We start from the raw sequence: 21,687 nt of genomic DNA, 5'->3' as shown, positions 1-21,687 counted from the left end.
AACATAAAAAAAACAGGCGTAAATACAATAAATAAAACCTATTAATTACATGTTCTTAATTATAAAACTAACACCAATTAATTATAAAGCTAACACCAATGTCATTTAATGTAAATTAATCCGTATTTGAACAAAAAAATATCCTTAAAAGGGATTTATTTTGGTAAAATGCACAACTATTACCTCTGTTATACATCAAGATTAGTTTATATGACCTCGTTTTTCACTCAAATGTGCTCTGCGGTTAAACCGCGCTCTCGTCTACAAAAAATCAGCTATTATATTGTCGCTATATATTTATTTGGCTGTGCCTTACTGGGTGGATTAATTCCGTATATTGTCAAACAACAAGCGCCTACATTATTAACTGAACAACTAGGCCGAAGCGTAACCCTGCAAGATATTCGTATTAATCCATTTACATTAGAACTGACGTTATCGGGTTTGGTTATTAAGGAGCTCAATAGCCAACAAACATTTGTCTCATTGGCTAATTTATATGGCAACATTCAAATATGGCAATCTATCACTTCTTGGTCATTAGTGATTAAAGACATCAGTCTAGAACAACCCACTATTAAGGTTTCACGCTCTCAAGCGGATGATAAGCAAGTGGTATTTAACTTTAGCGATATTATTACCCGCTTGAACCAAAATACTCAGCCAGCGACTGCCACTACTGAACCGACGAGTATTTTGCCGTTAAAGATAGGTAAAATAAAAATCCAACAAGGTGTATTCACCTTAGATGACAACGTGACCGATACCCATATCAACTACCCAAATATTAATGTGTCATTGATGCAATTTAATAGCCTGAGTAATGCGTTAACGGATCAACAAGACCGAGTTAATCGCTATGCGCTGAGTATACAAGACCAATTTAACGGTTCCGTGACACTGCAAGGACAATTTCAATTAGCCCCACTGACCATACAAGGTGTTCTCGACGTTGCTGGTGTTGATTTATCGCGTTATTGGTCTTTTGTTGATCAACTTTTTGCAATTAACTTAGCAGAAGGCATGCTCAACTTAAACGGACAGTACAAGGTGAGTTTGCAAGATAAAAACTTAGCACCAATAAATCATATTAATGTATCAAATGCGCAAATAGTGATTGACCATTTTAAAGCGGTGCATCAACAAGATGAAAAGATTGCCATTGATATATTAGCCTTAAAGAACATCAATGTAGACACTCAAACTAAGCACGTTAGTATTGATGAATTTCATACTGACAATGGCAGAATAAAACTCAATATTACTCCAACAGGAGCTGATCTAGTCGCCTTATTGTTGCCAAAAGACACCGAACTGACGACTGATACAGGAGTTAGCAGCCAATCTAGCGAAACGACTACATCATCTGAGACTACACACTCAGATATCAACAAAATTGATAATACCAACGCTAACAGCACAACTACTGATTTCATTGCAGATAACGCTATTGTAACGGTGAACGAAGTAACAACTGAGAAAACGACTGAGCTAGCAACTGAATTAGTAACAAAAGCTTCAATCGATAATCAGATCCAAGAATCACAAACGGATGCTGAGGCACAACTTGCGCAATCAACAGCGACAACGGCACCTAATACATCTGTCGCTGAAGCCCCGTGGTTGGTGACGCTTAACAAAATCAGTGTGGCACAATATCAAGTCGATCTTGGAGAAGGCATTGCCAGTGATAACATCATCCTTTGGCAACTCGGCCCTATTGATATTAGCACTGGCATCATTAATTCAGACCTATCAACAGCCATTGAATACCAATTTTCGACAGGAATAAACGCTCAGAGCCTATTAACGTCTACAGGGCAAGTTGATCCATTAGCCCAAACGCTCAATGCTGAAATTGATTTTAGTAATATGCTGTTGTCACGCTTACAACCTTATATCGCCCCTTACATTAACATCACCCTTGAAGACGGTAAGTTTTCCACTAAGGGCCACTTGCAAGCAGACGCCAAAGGTACCCTTACCTATTCGGGCAGCGCAAACATCAGCCAATTGCACATTAACGATAATGTGCTACATCAGCCTTTATTGACATGGCAAACCATGGACATCAACCAGTTATCCTTTGATCGTCAACACGCAAAAATTGATATTGACGAAATAAACTTTGATAACCTCTTTAGCCGAATCATTATTTCTCCTGACCGAAGTACGAATATCGGTGCGTTAATCCACACTGATGATACTTCAACTGACGCCGAACAAGTTACTGTTAAGGTAGAAGCCAATAAAGTCAAAGCTGCAGAGAAGCTTGTAACAACGGTATCGACCGAAAACGAATCGGCAATTGACGACGAGCCAAAATTGCAGCTCAATATTAATAAAATTGGCATAAAAGACAGCTCAGCGTTTTTTGCTGACAACTCGTTAACACCTAATTTTGCTTCAGGCATTGAAATGCTTAATGGCCAAATAACTAACTTATCCTCTAACCCACAAACCACTGCATCTGTGGATTTAGTGGGAAAAATAGATAAATACGCACCTGTAACCTTAAAAGGTGATGTTAACCCATTACTGGCACAACCCTATTTAGACCTTAATTTGAATTTTGACAAAGTAGAGTTAACCTCGGTTAACCCTTATTCAGGTACGTATGCGGGCTATTATATTGATAAAGGCCAATTGTCATTAGATTTAAAGTATCAGCTTAATAACAATTTATTAGTCGGTAGCAATCATCTGGTAATTGACCAACTCAAACTGGGTAAACCCAGTAATAGTAGTTTAGCAACCAGCCTCCCTGTCACATTAGCGGTAGCATTATTGCAAGACCGTCATGGTGTTATTGATTTAGGTGTCGATGTAACAGGTGATATTGATTCACCCAGCTTTAGCTTTGGTAGCGTCATCATTAATGCATTAGGCAATATTATTACCAAAGCGGTGACCTCGCCGTTTTCATTTTTAGCAGGACTTGTTGGTGATGATGAACAAATGGATAAAATCAGTTTTGATTATGGTCTCAGTAACATTTCGACTAAACAAAAACACACGTTAGACAAACTGGCCGAAGCATTAAAAGACCGGCCACTGCTTAATCTCAATATCAAAGGCAGTATTGACCTAATTAATGATAAACAAGCCCTAGCGGAAATAAAGCTGCAACAACAACTGGCTAAAGCCGCAGCTATACCTTTGACAGATTTGCCAATCAATTTATCCGCCAGTAAATTCCCTACTACTGGGCCGCTAGTTGATGCTCTGTATCAATTGTTTGAACAACAATTGTCGCAACAACCATCTGATATAAAGCAAACGTTACAACAACAAACACCAGAGCTGACAGAGCCGGAATTGATTACTCGTTGGCATATAGGTTTATACAATATGCTTATAAATCACCAGCAATTTACTCCCGACGAGTTTGGTCAATTAGCACATGACCGTGCCAAAGTGGTTAAAGCTTATTTAATTGATCAAGCAGGTATTGATGCTGGTAAAGTGTTTGTACTTGAAAGCCGCATCAACACAGCAGAAAATGCCGCTGAAGCATTGTTGGAACTACAAGTAAAATAAGCTGTCTATACCTGTTAACCGCTACCGACATCGGGTAGACTGCGCATACATTACAAACGTTAAATAACAAGCGTTTGTCATCATGTCGTATTATTAATATTGTTAAGATTGAGGTTATCTATGTTTATCGTTCGCTGGATTTTAGGTCGAATTATTTTGTTGTTGAATTTTGTGTTTGCCCCTAAAAAGCGCCAACGTCCGCAAGATCAACAAGCCATTGTCGATCAACAAACTCAATCACTGGCGTTGTATCAATACGCGGCCTGTCCTTTTTGCGTTAAAGTTCGTCGCGATATGCGTCGCCAAAACTTAACCATTAACCTAGTCGATGCCAAACAAGATGACAACCAACGTGTGTTAGTAAGCCAAGGGGGCAAGTTACAAGTGCCTTGTTTACGCATCGAGCAAGACGGAAACACCCAATGGTTATATGAATCAAAAGCCATTACCAGTTACCTCAACGAACGTTTTGCCTAAATTACTGGTACCGTCATTTGCCACAGCTTATTTCAATGCTGTGGCTAACCGATTGCTATAGAAATCATTTTTCTCTCACGATGTCATTAATCTTTCAATCAATGACTTATAAATGTGTTTTACGGCAGTTTTTCGGATATTGTGTCTTAAAAAAATGATGAGGTTATGTGTGTTAAAAATCAGTTTAATCATCTGTAGTATGATACTTCTCAGTGCTTGTAGTGCCAGCGAACCAGACCCAATGGATTTTGTAGGACAATTTCGCGACTCATTCAGTACTGAAATTAAAGGAAAAGGGATTAAGTTATTTGTCTACAAAGCCAAATTAGCCACGGCACTTGATCGCAGTATTCCTGGAGCTCCGCGCGATCTCAATATGCGTCGAAGCAAACAAGATGCTCAAAGTTACCAAGTACAACAACGTAATGCAGAAGATCGTTTGGAGTTATGGAATCGACAAATCGATCTCGGGCTCAAAAAAACCATTGAAATGAACGGTTATTGTCAAGCAGGCTTTATCGAATTAAGTCGTTATGTTGAAGCTGAGCGCGGTGAAATTCGTGGCGAGTGTAACGATGGTGCCACCGCAGAAGACATCAAAAAATACGGGGCGTAATGTTAAAACCCATCACGTTTTAACCATAAATAAAAAGCAAATAGTGACACTGACGGATAAAAAACTATATCCCGCAGTACAATTAAGCTAAAATTAGCGTCCAAATTTCCTCGTGATGTTGCCGTTGGCTTATAGACCAGTGTCATCACGCTTCGATATGCTGTTTATCATTAAAGAATGAAATGAATAGTGTGTCGTTTTAAAAGTAAGAAATCAGATGAACAGAAAGCAAGAGATGATCAAAAAGCTAGCCAAGCGCGCCAAGGCTCGTAAAAACAAAGTGGTTCCGTCTAACCCGAGCAATAAGCCTGTTGAGCGTTATATCTCTAAAGCTGAACGCGAAAAAATCGCATTAGCAGAAGCCGCTGAACAGACAACAGCAACAGAAAATATCACAGAATCAGATAAAGACTAACATCGTGTAATAAGCGGTTAGTCACAAAAAGCCCCTATCTTGGCCTTGGCCTGATAGGGGCTTTTTTAATGCCGTAAATTGGGATCATTCATTACAACAATTTGGATCCTGCGCTAATTTTTTTCGCTGTTATCTTGTTGGCTTAATTGCTTACACAAGGGTTCTTCGTCTAATTGCGCCATTAGCGTTCGCCCAGGCATGGGTGACGGCGCAGCCACCATATCAATGTTAATCGCATCGTCCTCTAGCAGTTGTTGATTTGCACTAGCCGAAAATAAATCTTGGCGGCTGATTTTATCAACTAATCGATATGCACATAAAATACCTATCACTCCAAAGATAACCGCGCCAATAACCTGACCAATTAACACCCCAAACACACCACCCCATTGCGCACCAAAATACACAAAGGGTATGGTGCCAATAGTGGCTTTACCTACATTAAATAAAGTGGAGTACTTGGCCTTACCTAAATTATTAAACGAGGCATTAGCAATAAACAACATTCCCGAAAAAATAAAGAACACTGCAATATACTGGCAGAAAAATAATATAAGTTCAGCCGCATCACCTTTCATGTCAAAACTACTAATAATGACATTACGTAATAAAAACAGTCCCAGTGACACTACCAATACATAAGCAACACAAAATTGAATCGCTTTGGTTAAACTTAACCTAACACGCTCAATTTCGTTGGCGCCAAAGTTTTGCCCCACAATCGGCCCAACCGCACCAGATAGCGCAAATATCATTCCAAACGATACCGGGATCAAACGTCCCAATACCGCCCAGCCCGCTACATAGCTATCGCCAAAATCTGCAATGGCACGGGTTACCACCGCATTACCAATCGGAGTGGCCACGTTGGTGAGCATGGCGGGTGCAGCAATGGCAAAAATAACCCCAAGGTCTTGTTTAAACTCATCAAACGAGAATCGACCCAATAATTTATGTTTTATCACTACGCCACGGGCTGAGATTATAAACACCGCAATACGCGCCAAAACAGACGCAGCAGCCGCACCTTCAATACCCATTGATAAAGAAAAAATGAAGATAGGATCTAATATGGCATTAACGCCACCGCCAGCTAAGGTCGACATCATCGACAATTTTGCATCACCCACGGCGCGTAATGCACCACCAAGCGCCATGGCTAAACAAATAAACGGTAATGACGGCACTAAAATATACAAATAACTTTGCGCTAACTCCGCTGTGCGTCCCGTAGCACCCACCAACGCTAATAGTTCAGGAATAAACGCGATGACGATTGCAGCCACCAGCACACTGGTCAATAATGTCACGATGGCACTGTTTAAAAACAACCGTTTAGCGAGCTTAATATTTTTTGAACCCACCGCTTTTGACACCAATGCGCCTAGTGCAATAGATAAGCCAATGCCAATTGAAGTGGTAAAAAATGAAATAGTGCTGGCATAACCTGCGGCGGCGGCAAGTTCAACTTCGCCGAGCAGACTTAAGAAGAAAATATCGAGTAGATCAACGACAAACAGCGCCGAAATACCCACTGCAGCAGTAGAGCTCATGACCAATATATGGCGTAAAATTGAGCCCTCAACAAATTTAGCGGCGGTCATTAATATCCTTGAGTGTCAATAATAAGCAAACGCAAATGGGATGCTTCGGCAACAACCTATAGTTTTTCTAGTTCACTACCACAATGATTACAATAATCGGCATCGCTATCATGACCTTTTTTGCCACAATTACTGCACTTACGTAAATCGCGGGTTCTCACCATTTCGTTTGAGATCTCAGCAGTTAAAATGCCAGTAGGTATCGCAATTATCGAATAACCAATCAGCATGGTTAACGCAGCAATTCCCTGGCCTAACGGTGTTTGTGGCGTAATGTCACCATAGCCCACTGTTGTAATAGTGACTACGGTCCAATACATGGATTTAGGAATAGAAGTAAAACCGTTATTAGGGCCTTCTACCACATACATGACCACACTGAGTACCATGATAATGAGGCTGACCGAAAAGAAAAAGATAAACACTTTACGGCTAGACTGCATCATTGCTTTAATCAATAAGTTGCCGTCACTGAGATAGCGCAGCAGCTTTAATACTCTAAACACCCTGAATAAACGCAGTATCCTAACGGCCAACGCTACATTGGCACCGGGGAAAAATAAACCTAAATAACTAGGCAAAATGGACACCAAATCCACTAAGCCAAAAAAGCTACGTGCATAGTGTAACCGATTAAGCGAACAATAGATCCTTAATATGTACTCAACGGTAAAGATTACCGTAAAGGTCCATTCACCGATACGAATATAGTCGCCATACTGTGAATGAAACCTTTCTATCGTATCGATAAAAATCAACATTACACTCAATATAATACATATCATAAGGGCGATATCGAAATATTTGCCCTCTTTAGTTTCGGTACCAAAAATCACACTTCTGAGTTTTTGTTTCAGTGGACTGTCGGCTTTTTCTTCGAGATTCATCTTAAGATTCGCTGTATTGGGCAATAAATTGAAAATAAACTTGGTCAACTAATATCAATTAACCCTCGTTGTCGTTAAAATCTAACATTGACTGCCGAGTTTTAACATTCGAAATTAAGTCATTCTACAATAAAAATTAAAAAGGTCATTGGTTTACGGAGTTTTCATGCGAGCGTTGTACATATCATTTATAGCATTAATGTTCTGCCCGTTATTGGCCGTTGCTTCAGCAAGCCAAATAACAGCAAAAGTAGATTTAGTTGTCGTCAATAAATCCGAATCTCGCTTATCTGTTATGCGTGATGGAAAGGTCATAAAAAGTTATCTCATTGCCATGGGCGACGTTCCTAGCGGCCATAAGCTTAAAGAAGGCGATCAACGCACTCCACAAGGCCGTTATATATTAGATTACAAAAAATCTGATAGTGCATTTTACAAATCCATTCATATTTCGTATCCCAATGAAGAAGATAAATTACGCGCTGACGCATTAGGGATTAGAGCCGGCGGAATGATAATGATCCACGGTGAAAACCCTCGCTCATCACTGCCGCCAAAAGAAGCACAAAAATACAACTGGACCAATGGCTGTATCGCTGTGACCAACAAAGAAATGGATGAGTTGTGGAAAATGATTGATGCTGGTACACCTATTGAAATATGGCCATAAGCTGATTCAATTTCAACCATACCATTTTTTGCTTTGTTTCTTGGGTTATTAAATGAATTACCAACACTTACAACAAACATGGCCTGATTTTAGCCAACGCATTACTGCGTTTATGCACCGTTTAGGCCTAGATAGCTTATCACTACAGAGTGATCATGCCGCCTTACGGGTGAACGATAACCACTTAGCACAATTACTAGCAGATGAATTTAGCCAACACGGCAAAATAATTTCTAATAATATGATTAATGGCAGACCCATTTTAATCATTAAACTAATCGAGCCATTAGTTATCGGCACGATGAAAATTCAATGCGTAGAACTGCCCTTCCCATCCGACAAAGCTTATCCCGTTGAAGGCTGGGAACATATTGAATTAGTATTTCCATCACTGGCAAAAACCTGTGACGAATTAGTCGCAGAGCTTATTGAAAAAGCCCCTCAGTTGGCTAAAGTTATTGCGGGTAATACTATTGCAGGTAGTGACGAAAACAGTGATATTAAGGTAAAGCAAAGTTCACCTAAAGGCGATAACGAACGTTTAGCAAACCCAACCATCGCATTTAAAGCGAATGGCATTTGTATTAAAGTGCATCCCCACGATATTCAAACTATTATTGCCAGTGAACAGGCAAGCTCAATCTAAGGTCCGTAACGTCTTTATCTTCAAACATTATTACTGACAAATAACAAACTTAACTAGGATGAGATAATCTGATGACTAATTTTGGTTTTTAAGCATAGCGTTTAAGGGTTAATGCTCGATCAACCTCGTCATAAACGCGCTATTGGGATCTAGTTGATAATCCGCAAATGGGTCGCAGTAATCAAATTGATGTCGTTCATACAAACGTCTTGCTGAAGCAAAATAATCCATGGTTCCAGTCTCTAAACTTAACTGTTGATAACCTCGTTTATTGGCCACATCTAATATGTGCGATAACAATGCCGACGCTACACCTTGGTTTCTCGCCATTGCAGCCGTCCGCATAGACTTAATTTCGCCATGGGTTGGAGTTAGTTGTTTTATCGCTACGCACCCTAGGACTAAGTCACCTTGCTTGGCACACCAAAAAGTAATTGATGGGTGTTTTAAGCCTTCAATATCTAATGCATGAACACTCCCTGCTGGTGATGTTGCATACATGTCAGTCAAATGTGCTTGCAGTAACTCAACCACGCCAGAGCCCTGTAAATCATCAATCATAATATCCATGTGCCAAGGCTTCCTTTCGAACTATTACCGTTTATGAAATGCATTCTTATCAAGTAGCTTAATGACCAAATCGATGCGCTTATGAGCTAAATAATCATCTCTATGACTAAAACCAATAACGACAAATAACAGAAGCAACCACACAAAGTTTTGTTCTACGAATAAGTCTACTTTTGCAATATATAAAATAGCTCCAATAGTCGCCAAACACATCAGCCATTGGATTAACCAAGTATATGGTTTGGGTCTTAGTTTATCTAAATCAGCACGTAGTTGGTTATTTTTTTCCATTTCCATTGATTCAATAACATTATCTATTTGGATTTCAATCATTATTACACTTCCGTTGTAAAAAATTTCTCAATTAGGGTCTGCTGATCTTTCAAGGTTGGTTTTGCAGCGAATTGTTGTTCATTTGTACAAGGCAGAGACTTTGTGGTGTAGTTATTCTACACAAAAAGTCGATAACGCAGTAAAAATGACCAACAAACGCTGCCCGTAGGGTTCGGCTAAAAACATTTTACTCTTTGTTGAGCGAATTTAGCTTAGATTGCTAGGCAGCAATCCACTCGCCTCGATTAAAACGTTTTTATCTCGAACAAAATTCAACCAGCAAAGATCAACAGACCCTAATGTACTTTAATAAAATAAGCTTTTTATTAATACCTACATCATTAAACGTTATTCATTGCAGTAAACTAACTCAGTATAAATTACTTTTATTTTTAATAACATAACGAGTCGTTTCATCAATAAAAGAAAATAAGACATAAACCACTTTTTTGTATGTGCACCTCCATAACCAATAGAATTAATTTCATCCAAGCAAAATCCAATAAAATCATGTGCACCATGACAGGTCCAAAAAACGACCAACATCTATTCGATTAAGTCGACAAAAATGAGTTTTGGAGTGTCACATACTATCTAATTGGTTTATTCGAAAAACGTTAATAGATAAAAACCTTAAAAATGATTAGCACACATATCGCTCAATTTTAGTGACGATTTAGTTAACCAATAAGGGTCTTGGTTGCTATGTTAATGTTTTTCTTTTCCACAGAACCTTTATCAAGATTTAACAATCCAAACAAAAACAGCGTGCCAATCATCACCACAGTGGCAGATAGGTATAAGCCGATATCATAGTTTCCCAGTGCTTCAGCAAGATATCCGGTAGATACGGGTGCAATAATTTGTGCCGCACCATAAGCTAAGGTCATTGTGCCCATGAACTTAGCCGGGTTACTAGGATAAAACTTGCCCGCCATGGTCAATACTAAGCTAACACATGCGATAAAAGTGCCACCAAACAACAATGCACTTAATATAACTACAGGTAAACTGTCATTTATCGCAGGAAGAATAATGCCTACGGCCTGCAAGATATATGCGACTAATAACGCTTTTAAGTAACCCACACGACGCGCGATTTGATCCCATATTAAAGGTGCTGGAGTTGCCGCAACGCCAACCAATAGAAATGCAAATCCCCCTTGGCCTTGTAAACCTTCAACACGATCGACAATATCAACAATAAAGGTCGAACTTACAGCATAACCATAACCAGCACAAAAATAGGCCAACATCATTAGCGATTTAAAGGCTTTGCTTGGTGGGTTGTCTTTAACGTCCCCTACCGCTTTACCGCCTATGAAAGGATGTGGCATCCACAACCATGCCGGGATCGCGAATATTGCCGCCATAAACGCTAACGCTAGCCACTGTTGTTGCCAGTCTGCTGATATGGTCAGCATGGCCTCTACTAGTATTGAGGTGACAATGATGCTCAAACCCGCGCCAGAGAAGTGAATTCCCAATTCTGCACGATGATTATTGTTAACTAACCATTTTAATATCAGACCAGAGGCAATAATAAAGCCTCCAGATGCACAAACTCCGGCAATAAAGCGTAATACCGCCCAAGTAACCATATCAGTCGTCATGACCATTGCAACTGAAGTGACGACGCTCAATATAAGGTACACCCGGTGTAAGTTATATTTGTAGTTCAGGTTATGCATGCTAGCAGCAAGCAACACCCCACACATGTACCCCATAAAATTAGTGGTAGCTAACCAACCTCCACCAGATTCAGTTAGGCCTGCACCATCCTGCATTATCGGTAATAGCAAGCTATAGGAGAATCTAGCCACACCAACTGTGACAATTAAACTACAGATGCCAGCAAAATATACCCGAACCTTCGTTAGCTCTAATAACATTTCAATCACTTTCCAGTAAAATCATTAACAAAGAATACGTCAATCTGCTAGTCTTAAAAATTGAATTATTTAGAACAAAAACTTCTTATTAAGAGAACCATATGGAAATATTAACGCTAAAAACGTTTAAAGCCGTTGTTGATGAAGAAGGCATTAAAGGTGCTGCTGATAAGCTGCATACGGTTCAATCAAACATCACCAATCGGATTAAAAAACTCGAGAAAGAACTGGATACTAAGTTATTTACTATCATTGGCCGAAAGTTACAGTTAACGCCAAGTGGACAACAGCTTTGCGAGTATGCTGATCAGATTTTGCAGTTAGAATACCAAGCCTCCTCCGCCATTTTGCGTAATAAAGGAACTTACGAGTTAAGAGTCGGTATGCCAGAAACATTTGCTGCTGTTCATATGCCTTTAGCACTCAAACAGCTCAAGCTGAATCACGCTGAAATTCGAACAAAAATTCATACTGACACCAGCGAAAGACTGGTATTTTCTGTATTAAACAATAAGGTTGACTGCGCAGCTATCGGTAATGCACCTAAACATGAAAACCTTATTGTTATCCCGATAGTGAAAGAAGAACTGATTATGGTGACTCCACGAGACAGTGAACATGATCCCGTCTTGTTTGTACGAGATGAAGGCTGTGGCTATAGAAAACACGCCATTCTTTGGCAACAAAAGGCTGGTCGAGGTAATGATGAGCTCATGGTAATGAGTAGTGCTGATGGTGTTTTAGGTTGTATTGCTGCAGGTTTGGGCTACACCATTATTGGCAAGAATATGGTGGCTGGTAGTCGGTACGAAAAATCTCTAGTCATGACGCCAGTCAGCCATGGCCCAAAACATGTTCAACTATCGATTGTCTATCGAAAAGGTAGCCCATTAGAGTCAGGTATATTGACCCTTGCGAAGCTGTTAACCAAGTAATGAATTCTGACTTTTTAAGTCTAAATAACAACATACTAAATAACAGTTACTGCGATGGCTCTATCATAGAAATCAGTTAACCATTTATAAAATGCAACAGTAATCCAGATGACCATTTGTTCATGTAGTCTTACCAACAAAGTCATAATGACAGCACGGTGTCATATAGACATAACTGAATATTGTCTCAATGACACTAACAACTTTGCTGAATATAACTTTATACATATCAATCAAGAACTTAATTAGTTGGCACGCCACCTGCAATAGCTAAGTTAACTTTTGGAACTTTATCTTCGAACTTTAACTTTTAATTTATTACAGGTGTACATATGACAATTCACATTAAAAATAACATCGATTGGGTTGGACAACGTGACTGGGAAATATTGGACTTCCATGGTACTGAATATAAAACCACTAAAGGGACAAGTTATAATAGTTACCTTATTCGTGAACAAAAAAATGTCTTAATCGATACTGTTGACCATCGTTTCAGTCTGCAATTTATTCAAAACCTTGAGATGGAAATTGATCTTGATAAGATCGATTATATTGTCATTAACCACGCTGAAGAAGATCACTCAGGTGCGTTAGCGGCTTTAATGGCTAAAATCCCTAATACCCCGATTTACTGTACCGAAAATGCTATCGACTCTATCACCGGTTTACATCATCATACTGAGTGGAATTTTAATATAGTCAAAACTGGCGATACCTTAGATATCGGTAACGGTAAGCAGTTAGTGTTCATTGAAACTCCTATGCTGCACTGGCCTGACAGTATGATGACCTATTTAACTGAAGATGCGGTGTTATTTAGTAATGATGCGTTTGGGCAGCATTATTGCGATGAGCATTTGTTTAATGATGAAGTAGACCAAATTGAATTGATGGATCAGTGTTTACGTTATTACTCCAATATTTTAACCCCGTTTAGCTCACTGGTTACAGCTAAAATTAATGAAGTGCTGAGTTTTAACCTACCCGTTGATATGATTGCCACCGCCCATGGCGTAGTGTGGCGCGATAACCCAGCCCAAATCATTCACCAGTATCTGCAATGGGCGGATAACTATCAAGAAGACAGAATCACCATTTTTTATGATTCGATGTCAAATAACACCCGCATGATGGCTGATGCCATTGCGCAAGGGATCCACGATGTTGACCCTGTAGTATCCGTTAAAGTGTTTAATGTTGCTCGCCATGATAAAAATGATATCTTAGCTAACGTGTTCCGATCTAAAGGTATTTTGGTGGGTTCATCGACTATGAACAATGTCATGATGCCAAAAGTCGCAGGGATGCTAGAAGAAATCACCGGTCTACGCTTTAAAGATAAAAAAGCCGGTGCATTTGGAAGTTATGGTTGGAACGGCGGCGCGGTTGACCGTATTCACACCCGTCTTACTGATGCTGGATTTGATACCATTGTGGGCTTAAAAGCAAAATGGCGACCTGATGGTAAAGCGATGCGTGAATGCCGTGAGCATGGCCGTCAGATAGCCAAAAACTGGGCATGGCATGATTTGAGTAACGTAAAATCCATTTCACCTGCATCGCTAGCTACAAGCGCTCAAGCCACTGTACCCCCTAAGCCAGCTCCAACGTCAACGCCTCAGGTAACAAAACCTGCTTGCGCAACGGCTACAGCAATTGATGATTCACAAAATATGCTCTGTACTGTGTGTAATTGGGTTTATGAACCAATACTAGGTGAACCAAATCAAGATGTTGAACCAGGCACTCCGTGGTGCGAAGTCCCAGACTTTTTCCTTTGCCCTGATTGTGGACTTGGTAAAGAAGTTTTTGTTCCTATTGCTGCAAGGAAAGTATCATGAATGCACCCATCATCATTATTGGTAGCGGCTTTGCTTCATATCAGTTAATCAAAACCATTAGACGTACAGATCAGCATATACCGATAACCGTGTTTACCCTTGACGAGGGCCACGATTATAATAAGCCTGATTTAAGCCATGTATTTAGTAATCAACAAAGCAGTGCGGATTTAATCCGCCTCAGTGCGCAAGACTTTGCCAGCGAGAATAATATTACCCTGCATGCTTTTACCCAAGTTGACTGCATTGATAGTGAACAACAAGCGGTTTTTGTTAATGGTGTCGCCTACCCTTATGCACAACTGGTATTGGCAACAGGCGCAAAAACATTTGTCCCGCCTATGCTTGGCAATGCAACTGACAGGGTTATCACCTTAAACAGCCTGCGCGAGTTTGATAGTGCACATCAGCAACTACAAAATGCACAACGAGTGTTGGTTATTGGTGCGGGTATTATTGGTACTGAAATAGCGATGGATCTTAACCGTAGCGGTAAAAGCGTGGTAGTTGTAGATCCCAGTAGCGGTTTAATGGCCAATATGTTGCCAGATTTAGTCGCCAGTGTTTTACAAAAGAAGATGGCCAATACCGGCGTTGTATTTGAGTTTGGTCAAACAATTAGCTCCTTAGACCAAACTAATTCAGGTATTTGTGCCACGCTCAGTTCGGGCAAAACACATACAGTTGATTGTGTCATTTCAGCCGCTGGTTTAAAGGCTAATGTTGGTTTAGCACGAAAGTCAGGATTCAAAGTCAATAATGGCCTAGTGGTTAATCTGCAACTGCAAACCTCAATGAACAATGTTTATGCTCTAGGAGATTGCGCCGAAATCAACGGTAAGGTGATGTCGTATCTGCAGCCAATTATGTTAAGTGCTAATGTGTTAGCGAAAACCTTATTAGGCCAACCGACAGAGCTGAAACTTCCGGCGATGTTAGTTAAGGTAAAAACGCCACAAATGCCTATCCAATTAGGCGGTAATACCGTCATAGATGTTGCCTCTTGGCAGGTGGATATTGATGCTCTGGGTTGTTCAGTAAAAGCCTACAACGACCAAAAACAGATTATCGGTTTTGTCGTAACAGAAGGACACATGAACAATACCTTCCCGCTACTCAGAGCCTTACCAGCAAGTCTTTAGTATTTTATCGAGTAGGCTTTACTCATAAAGCCTACTCATCAATCAACTTAACCTGAATTTGAGATAAGGGATGAACTTATGCTATTTAAAATCAGCATGTTAACCAAGCTCACTTTCAAGCTTGTCATTTGTTATGCTAACAAGACGAATTGACGCGTCAATAGCTAGCCTATTGTAAGTCGATTCAACGCAGTTAGCAGGGAAAAGGACTGTTTGAAAGGCGTTTATTATCCCGAGTTCAGGTTATTTAGGAGAACATTATGTCTCATCAACGTATTCCAGCAAACTGGACAATTCAACGTTCTACACCCTTTTTTACCACTAAAAGTGTGCCTGATGCGCTACTCACTCACCACAATACCGCCGAAGGTGTATTTGGCCAATTATGTGTGATGGAAGGGGTAGTCACTTATTATGGCTTTGCCGACAGCGATGCAACAGAGCCAGAAGTGAAAGTTGTGATTAACGCAGGCCAGTTTGCTACGAGCCCACCAGAATACTGGCACCGTATTGAATTAAGCCCTGATGCCCAATTCAATATCAATTTCTGGTCAGAAAAAGATAAAACGGGCCAAGCTATGTTTAATAAAAAATCATAGAGTCGTTTCATAATACTCTACTCAAAATGCAGCTTAAGCTGCACCAAGGTTAAGTTAATAGCTGGAAGAGCATAGTGACATATACCGTGTAATATTATGCTCTTTCCTTACTAGGGATAACCAGAAAAAACACTCTAAAACAATTAGCTAACTTTTAATTATCATTAACGCTATTCATCTATGTCAAAAACTACGCTCATAAATCATTGTCATAAACGACCATCATTAATTATCGCAATTAACTAAATGCTATCTAGATCTAGCGCCATACGTTACCTGTAGCAAAAGCAGAGTGTATAACACCACTGCGTTTTGCTATTCACATTTTGATTACTGTACAAACTACTTCCAGTAATAAAGCGCATCCTCTCCAAGCTGTTGCTCAATTTCTAACAAACGATTGTATTTTGCGACCCGTTCGCTGCGACTTGCCGAACCACTTTTTAAATGGCCGCCGTCCATTGCCACTGCAAAGTCTGCTAAGAAGGTGTCTTCTGTTTCGCCAGAGCGATGGGAAATAAAGTAACGCCACCCTGCATCACGGCACATGCGCACCGCTTCAATAGATTCTGTTACTGTCCCTATTTGGTTTAATTTAATCAACGCTGAATTAGCCTCTTTATGTGCAATGCCGCGGCTAATATATTGAGTATTGGTAACGAACAAATCGTCACCGACTACTTCGATTTTATCACCAAGCCGAGCGGTAAATTGCTTAAAGCCATCAAGGTCTCGTTCTGCAAGAGGGTCTTCCCAAAGTACAATGGGGTATTTTTTTACCCATTCCTCTGCAAGGTTAATAAGGTCATTACTCTTCATAGCGCCGGTGCCAGACCATTTAAGATCATAGTTATTACACATATCAGTTGAGAATGAATTAGCGGCGCTGTCGAGTGCAATAGCAATGTCTATTCCGGGTTTATAACCTGCTTTCTCAATCGCTTGAATAATGGTTTCGATGGCATCTTCGTTACTGTTGAGATTAGGAGCAAAACCACCTTCATCTCCCACACTGGTTGCTAAGCCACGGTCTTTAAGGATGCCTTTAAGCACGTGAAATGTTTCGGCAACATAGCGTAAACCTTCCCTAAAATTAGGAGCCCCCAAAGGAACAGCCATAAACTCCTGAAAATCTACGTTATTGTCTGAGTGTTCTCCGCCATTAATAATGTTCATACAAGGAACGACTAACCGTCTGGCTCCTGTACCGCCGAGATATTGATAAAGAGGAGTATTAGCCGATTTTGCAGCGGCGCGAGCGACCGCCATCGAAATTCCTAATATGGCATTGGCGCCAAGATTGGATTTATTGACAGTACCATCCAGTGCAATCATGGTGTGGTCAATTAAGGCCTGTTTAAACGGATCCATGCCAAGCAAAACCGGAGCGAGTTTGTGATTCACATTCGCTACTGCTTTCAATACCCCTTTGCCTGCATAGCGAGTCATATCACCATCGCGTAATTCGATTGCTTCATTTTCACCCGTACTTGCACCCGAGGGAACAGATGCAACAGAAGCCGTTCCATCGCTGAGTTCGACGAATACACGAACCGTGGGATTGCCACGAGAATCGAGAATTTCCATGGCCTGAATAGTAGATATGGTAATTGACTTCATTTGTTGCCTCCATCGTAGTTTTCGCTACATGCACTAACACCTCATGATCGGGCTAAGTAATGTTGGCCAAAATAGGTTTACTACGAGCGAAACCAACGTTAGGTGTCCCAATTGAACGACTTGATACTGATTGAACCATCACCTTCACAAGCCGCATGAACGCTAGGTTTACATCGCTTAAACGATGGTAATAAAATTCAATCTAAATTTATAATAACGCACATTCATACTCGTGTGTGATTAATTTATATACACGTTTATTTTAGGCGTTTACCATTGTTCTTGATAGAGAATTGTCGCTAATAACATTCGATAATACGACAATAATATCTATTTAGAACTGCGCAATATTTGTATTTTTTGAGCGCAAAATAATTAACTTTCGCCTAATCTAAATTGCGCCAGCAGAGGATGATGATCTGATGTTTGAGTGTTGATAACGCGAGCAGACTCTAAGGTCAGTCCACGGTAAAAAAGATGATCAATTGCATAGCCCATCACGGTTGTGCGAGTGTCTTCTGTTGGTGTTACTGCTTTCAATCCTAATGTCTTCGTCATCTGGGACAACATAGACAATCTTGCTTGGCGCCATGTGTTTAAATCACCACCAAAAATTATAGGTCCTTTATGCGCTTTTAACGCGGGTAGTAACTGCTGTAACTGTTCTGCATAACTGTCTAATGAATACTCAAAGTTAATACTGTGCAAATTAGCCACCAATAAGGTTTCGCCATTAGACAAAGGGAAGTAACTTAATAGGCTCGATTTTGGAAACTGTATAAAAGGTTCGGAAGTCAAATAACCACAACTTTGACTCGCGGTAACCTGAGACAAATTCATTACTCCAAGCGGCGTATCACCTTGACGAAATGCTTGTACCATTGCCAATTGTTGATGGTTTTGTTGGCGCCACTTTTGGAACGTGTCAGAGAGCTTAACCTCTTGCAGTAACATTAATTGGTTCTGCTTGGCTAACTGGCTTAACTGCGTTTGCCAACCATCATTTTGCTGTTTATAGATATTCCAACTCGCGACAGCCAGTTGGCCATCAATATCCAATTTGGTGTCAGATGTAGCATCAACACATTGAGCAACAAACTGCTGTTGTTCACTATTAATCACTTGAGGCTCAGTCGAAAAATGCACAAACATTGGCACAACCACAACTATCGCCATGATGAATATGACGATAATAAGGCTCCCCCATTGAGCAAGCCCCAAGAGCTTACGCTTTGGTGTCAATGTGACTGTCGATGTTGGCTTTGAGCTAAAAATGGCGATAGATAAATGCCTCTATATAATGTTGAACGTATTGCTGAAAGTGAAACTTTTTGTTCAGTTAAAGTATGCAAATGGAATAAGTCTATAGTATCTATATTAAAACAAACTGTTTGATATACCCAGCCGTACAGACGGATGAAGGCAGATCATATCAATTAAAAAACTGATATGATAAACACATGTTTTTCTGTGGGATTAATATACTGGCTTGTTATGGTTGAACTTTACAAAATATTAACGCTGATCAGCGTATTAGCTTATTGGTTGATAATTGCCGGTATCACCACTCGAATTGTCTATAAACGACGCTCCATTGGTGTCTCCTTAGCTTGGATGATGCTTATCTATGTGGTTCCCATCATAGGTATTCTGCTTTATTTTATGGTTGGCGAGATGAATCTTGGCAAAAAGCGTGCTGTCAGAGCCAAAGAAATGTATGCACCCTATCGACAATGGTTTAGTCGACTTTTTACCATCCAGCAATATCGTCCCCATAATTTAAGTGATTACGCGGTGACCATAAGCCATTTATGCGAAAAACGTCTTGGGATCCCTACATTATCCAACAACCAACTCACACTTAAATCATCGACAGATGTTATTCTATCGACCCTAATCCAAGACATCCAACAAGCGCAGACCTCGATTCACATGGAGTTCTATATTTGGCATCCTGGTGGACTTGCAGATCATGTAGCTGAAGCACTTATTCAAGCTGCTCAGCGTGGAATTGTAGTAAGAATATTATTAGATGCTGCAGGAAGTAGAACATTTTTCAACAGCAAATGGCCAAAGCGGATGCGCTTAGCCGGTATCAATCTTATTTCCGCACTATCAGTCTCCCCTTTCCGGATGTTCTTCCGCCGCTTAGATTTACGGCTTCACCGTAAAATAGTCGTGATAGACAACCAAATCGGTTATACCGGTTCAATGAATCTTGTCGACCCCAAGATTTTTAACAAAAGCGCTGGTGTGGGTGAATGGATTGATGTCATGGTCAGGATCACTGGCTCCAGTGTGCCAGTGCTTAATTGCATTCTCGCCTGGGATTGGGAAACCGAAACAGACCAAAGAATGTTACCCGAACAGCCAAAGTGTCAACCGCATGAAGAAAAACCATCAGACATGATTCAAGTCATCCCTTCTGGGCCAGGTATGCCTGAAGATATGATCCAGCAAGTTTTATTACTCAGTATTTATCAAGCAAAACAAAGTATCACCATCACCAGCCCTTATTTTGTTCCCAGTGAAAACCTACTGTTTGCCTTGACTGCAGCGTCTTTGCGAGGTGTAGAGGTTAATTTAATCATACCCGACAAAAATGATTCACTGATGGTGGAATGGGCGAGTCGATCTTTCTTTGGCGAGTTACTTAATGCGGGGGTGAATATCCATCGTTTTCAGGGCGGGTTACTGCACACCAAGTCAGTAGTCATTGATCTGCACCATAGTCTCATTGGCACTGTTAACCTTGATATGCGCAGTTTGTGGCTTAACTTTGAGGTCACTCTATCTGTGGAAAATTTGGAATTTACACAGTCACTCAGTGAAGTCCAACATCAATATATGGCCAACTCGATAAAAATGGATGCACGCGAGTGGCGTAAAAGACCGTTATTTAAACGATTAGTGGAGCAGTTTTTTTACTTATTCAGCCCCCTGCTTTAACGGTTAATGTAAAAAGTAATGCGGCTTAGCCAAAGCCGCTTAGCACTCAGCAATCCTAGTTGAATCAGTTACTACTTTGCACTAAATATTATGTCACCATAATAAGATTCCGCTTGTTTACCGCTATTATCGGTGTCGGTCATAATCGCTATAATATCTATATATTGATAGGCTTTACGGTTGGCTTTTTCACTGCCTTTGTCACCAAAAACTTCAATTAAGTCTTGGTATACATTACGTTTTTCTTGGTACCACTGACCCTTTTGTGCTTTCTTTCCGCGGACAGACATCATTTTAACACTTGAGCCTGCAAATGCGTTATCCCAAACCAAGCCTTTATCTTGATTACTCGACCAAACATAGTTTAATGATTTGGTGTTCCACACCAGAAACCCACCATCAATAACGACATAAACTCGAGCCACAAAGTCGTCACCATTTTTACTTCGCTCGTTTAACTGCGGCAGCGTCTTTTCAACTAACCAACTCCAATTTAGGTAGGGCGTGGCTCTAAGGTCGATTTGCTGTTTTAACACTAACCCTGATGCGGCATTATGGCTGAGTGCTTTTAACGCCAAACGTTCTTTATATTCGCCTATGCTGTATATCGATTCACCAGAAAATATTTTCGGTTTCCAATTATCAATACCCTTCTCATTCAATGAGGTAAGATTGGTAGCTGCTGTCACAGGCAAACAGACCGTGATGCTAAAAAATAAAATAATCCATCGAAACATACCATCCACCTATTAGCTTACAAATGTAAATGAGGTCGAAATTTAAGGAATTTATTCGTTCCATCCAATATAAGACAGGTTCAATACTTTGAAAAAAGAGCCGTTTACTTGGGCTATCTGTCTTTAATTTCTCTCGAGTGACTCTTGTTGGTATATATCTACACAATTAATCTTTTATGTGCTTTATCCATGATAAATTCTGCGAAATACA

19 protein-coding genes are annotated in these 21,687 nt (G+C 40.2%); 11 read left to right on the top strand and 8 right to left on the bottom strand.

Annotation, left to right across the window (positions count from 1 at the left end; all coding sequences use genetic code 11):
* The first annotated feature begins 210 nt into the window (after positions 1-210).
* The 4 genes from FH971_RS08110 (at position 211) to FH971_RS08095 (ending at position 5,048) form a co-directional block, all read left to right on the top strand.
* On the top strand, positions 211-3,540 hold the full coding sequence (locus FH971_RS08110) for a DUF748 domain-containing protein (RefSeq protein WP_167495998.1): 3,330 nt from the start codon (positions 211-213) through the stop codon (positions 3,538-3,540).
* Positions 3,541-3,660: 120 nt separating this feature from the next.
* A complete protein-coding gene (locus tag FH971_RS08105) occupies positions 3,661-4,017 on the top strand; it encodes a glutaredoxin family protein (RefSeq protein ID WP_140233959.1) in 357 nt (118 codons plus the stop codon).
* A gap of 169 nt (positions 4,018-4,186) precedes the next feature.
* On the top strand, positions 4,187-4,633 hold the full coding sequence (locus FH971_RS08100; protein ID WP_140233958.1) for a hypothetical protein: 447 nt from the start codon (positions 4,187-4,189) through the stop codon (positions 4,631-4,633).
* Positions 4,634-4,850: 217 nt separating this feature from the next.
* Positions 4,851-5,048, top strand: coding sequence for a DUF2986 domain-containing protein (locus FH971_RS08095; protein WP_137221165.1), 198 nt, complete (start codon positions 4,851-4,853; stop codon positions 5,046-5,048).
* A gap of 113 nt (positions 5,049-5,161) precedes the next feature.
* Here the strand turns inward: FH971_RS08095 and FH971_RS08090 are convergent, their stop codons facing one another.
* Both FH971_RS08090 and FH971_RS08085 read right to left on the bottom strand, forming a co-directional pair.
* Entirely contained in the window at positions 5,162-6,652 is a 1,491-nt protein-coding gene (locus FH971_RS08090; RefSeq protein ID WP_140233957.1) for an MATE family efflux transporter, read from the bottom strand.
* Positions 6,653-6,708: 56 nt separating this feature from the next.
* Positions 6,709-7,539 (bottom strand): ion transporter, encoded by an 831-nt coding sequence (locus FH971_RS08085; protein ID WP_137221169.1) that lies wholly within the window; start codon positions 7,537-7,539, stop codon positions 6,709-6,711.
* Between the two features lie 199 nt (positions 7,540-7,738).
* Between FH971_RS08085 and FH971_RS08080 the strand changes: the two genes are divergently transcribed.
* Both FH971_RS08080 and FH971_RS08075 read left to right on the top strand, forming a co-directional pair.
* Positions 7,739-8,209, top strand: coding sequence for a L,D-transpeptidase family protein (locus FH971_RS08080; RefSeq protein WP_240778492.1), 471 nt, complete (start codon positions 7,739-7,741; stop codon positions 8,207-8,209).
* Between the two features lie 52 nt (positions 8,210-8,261).
* Complete coding sequence (locus FH971_RS08075; protein ID WP_140233955.1) at positions 8,262-8,855, top strand: VOC family protein; 594 nt, start codon at positions 8,262-8,264, stop codon at positions 8,853-8,855.
* 108 nt (positions 8,856-8,963) lie between these two features.
* Here the strand turns inward: FH971_RS08075 and FH971_RS08070 are convergent, their stop codons facing one another.
* The 3 genes from FH971_RS08070 to FH971_RS08060 all read right to left on the bottom strand — a co-directional run bounded on the left by FH971_RS08070 (position 8,964) and on the right by FH971_RS08060 (position 11,650).
* The gene (locus FH971_RS08070) at positions 8,964-9,425 is read right to left on the bottom strand and encodes a GNAT family N-acetyltransferase (RefSeq protein WP_140233954.1); all 462 of its coding nucleotides are present in this window, start codon (positions 9,423-9,425) and stop codon (positions 8,964-8,966) included.
* 24 nt (positions 9,426-9,449) lie between these two features.
* Positions 9,450-9,758 carry a hypothetical protein gene (locus tag FH971_RS08065; RefSeq protein WP_140233953.1) on the bottom strand — a complete coding sequence of 103 codons (309 nt, stop codon included), beginning with the start codon at positions 9,756-9,758 and terminating at the stop codon, positions 9,450-9,452.
* A 680-nt stretch (positions 9,759-10,438) separates the two neighbouring features.
* Positions 10,439-11,650 carry a YbfB/YjiJ family MFS transporter gene (locus FH971_RS08060; RefSeq protein ID WP_140233952.1) on the bottom strand — a complete coding sequence of 404 codons (1,212 nt, stop codon included), beginning with the start codon at positions 11,648-11,650 and terminating at the stop codon, positions 10,439-10,441.
* A gap of 101 nt (positions 11,651-11,751) precedes the next feature.
* On the opposite strand from FH971_RS08060, the gene FH971_RS08055 reads away from it, so the two are divergent.
* The 4 genes from FH971_RS08055 to FH971_RS08040 all read left to right on the top strand — a co-directional run bounded on the left by FH971_RS08055 (position 11,752) and on the right by FH971_RS08040 (position 16,170).
* A complete protein-coding gene (locus FH971_RS08055; protein ID WP_140233951.1) occupies positions 11,752-12,585 on the top strand; it encodes a LysR family transcriptional regulator in 834 nt (277 codons plus the stop codon).
* Positions 12,586-12,917: 332 nt separating this feature from the next.
* Positions 12,918-14,429: an anaerobic nitric oxide reductase flavorubredoxin gene (gene norV / locus FH971_RS08050; protein WP_140233950.1), complete on the top strand. Its 1,512-nt coding sequence runs from the start codon at positions 12,918-12,920 to the stop codon at positions 14,427-14,429.
* Positions 14,426-15,571, top strand: coding sequence for an NADH:flavorubredoxin reductase NorW (gene norW, locus FH971_RS08045; RefSeq protein ID WP_140233949.1), 1,146 nt, complete (start codon positions 14,426-14,428; stop codon positions 15,569-15,571). Before norV ends, norW begins: the two co-directional genes overlap by 4 nt.
* A gap of 260 nt (positions 15,572-15,831) precedes the next feature.
* On the top strand, positions 15,832-16,170 hold the full coding sequence (locus FH971_RS08040) for a TehB family protein (RefSeq protein WP_137221185.1): 339 nt from the start codon (positions 15,832-15,834) through the stop codon (positions 16,168-16,170).
* A 342-nt stretch (positions 16,171-16,512) separates the two neighbouring features.
* Here the strand turns inward: FH971_RS08040 and eno are convergent, their stop codons facing one another.
* A complete protein-coding gene (eno, locus tag FH971_RS08035; RefSeq protein ID WP_137221187.1) occupies positions 16,513-17,790 on the bottom strand; it encodes a phosphopyruvate hydratase in 1,278 nt (425 codons plus the stop codon).
* 375 nt (positions 17,791-18,165) lie between these two features.
* Positions 18,166-19,032: an endonuclease/exonuclease/phosphatase family protein gene (locus tag FH971_RS08030; protein WP_137221188.1), complete on the bottom strand. Its 867-nt coding sequence runs from the start codon at positions 19,030-19,032 to the stop codon at positions 18,166-18,168.
* A gap of 252 nt (positions 19,033-19,284) precedes the next feature.
* Between FH971_RS08030 and cls the strand changes: the two genes are divergently transcribed.
* A complete protein-coding gene (gene cls / locus FH971_RS08025) occupies positions 19,285-20,739 on the top strand; it encodes a cardiolipin synthase (protein WP_137221190.1) in 1,455 nt (484 codons plus the stop codon).
* Between the two features lie 71 nt (positions 20,740-20,810).
* Here the strand turns inward: cls and FH971_RS08020 are convergent, their stop codons facing one another.
* Positions 20,811-21,476: a DUF3047 domain-containing protein gene (locus tag FH971_RS08020; protein WP_140233948.1), complete on the bottom strand. Its 666-nt coding sequence runs from the start codon at positions 21,474-21,476 to the stop codon at positions 20,811-20,813.
* Positions 21,477-21,687: the final 211 nt, after the last annotated feature.

Origin of the sequence: Shewanella polaris (assembly GCF_006385555.1) — a bacterium.
GTDB classification, from domain to species: Bacteria; Pseudomonadota; Gammaproteobacteria; order Enterobacterales; family Shewanellaceae; genus Shewanella; species Shewanella polaris.
Note: the sequence above shows the minus strand (reverse complement) of the source record. Positions and strands in the feature narration are given on the sequence as shown.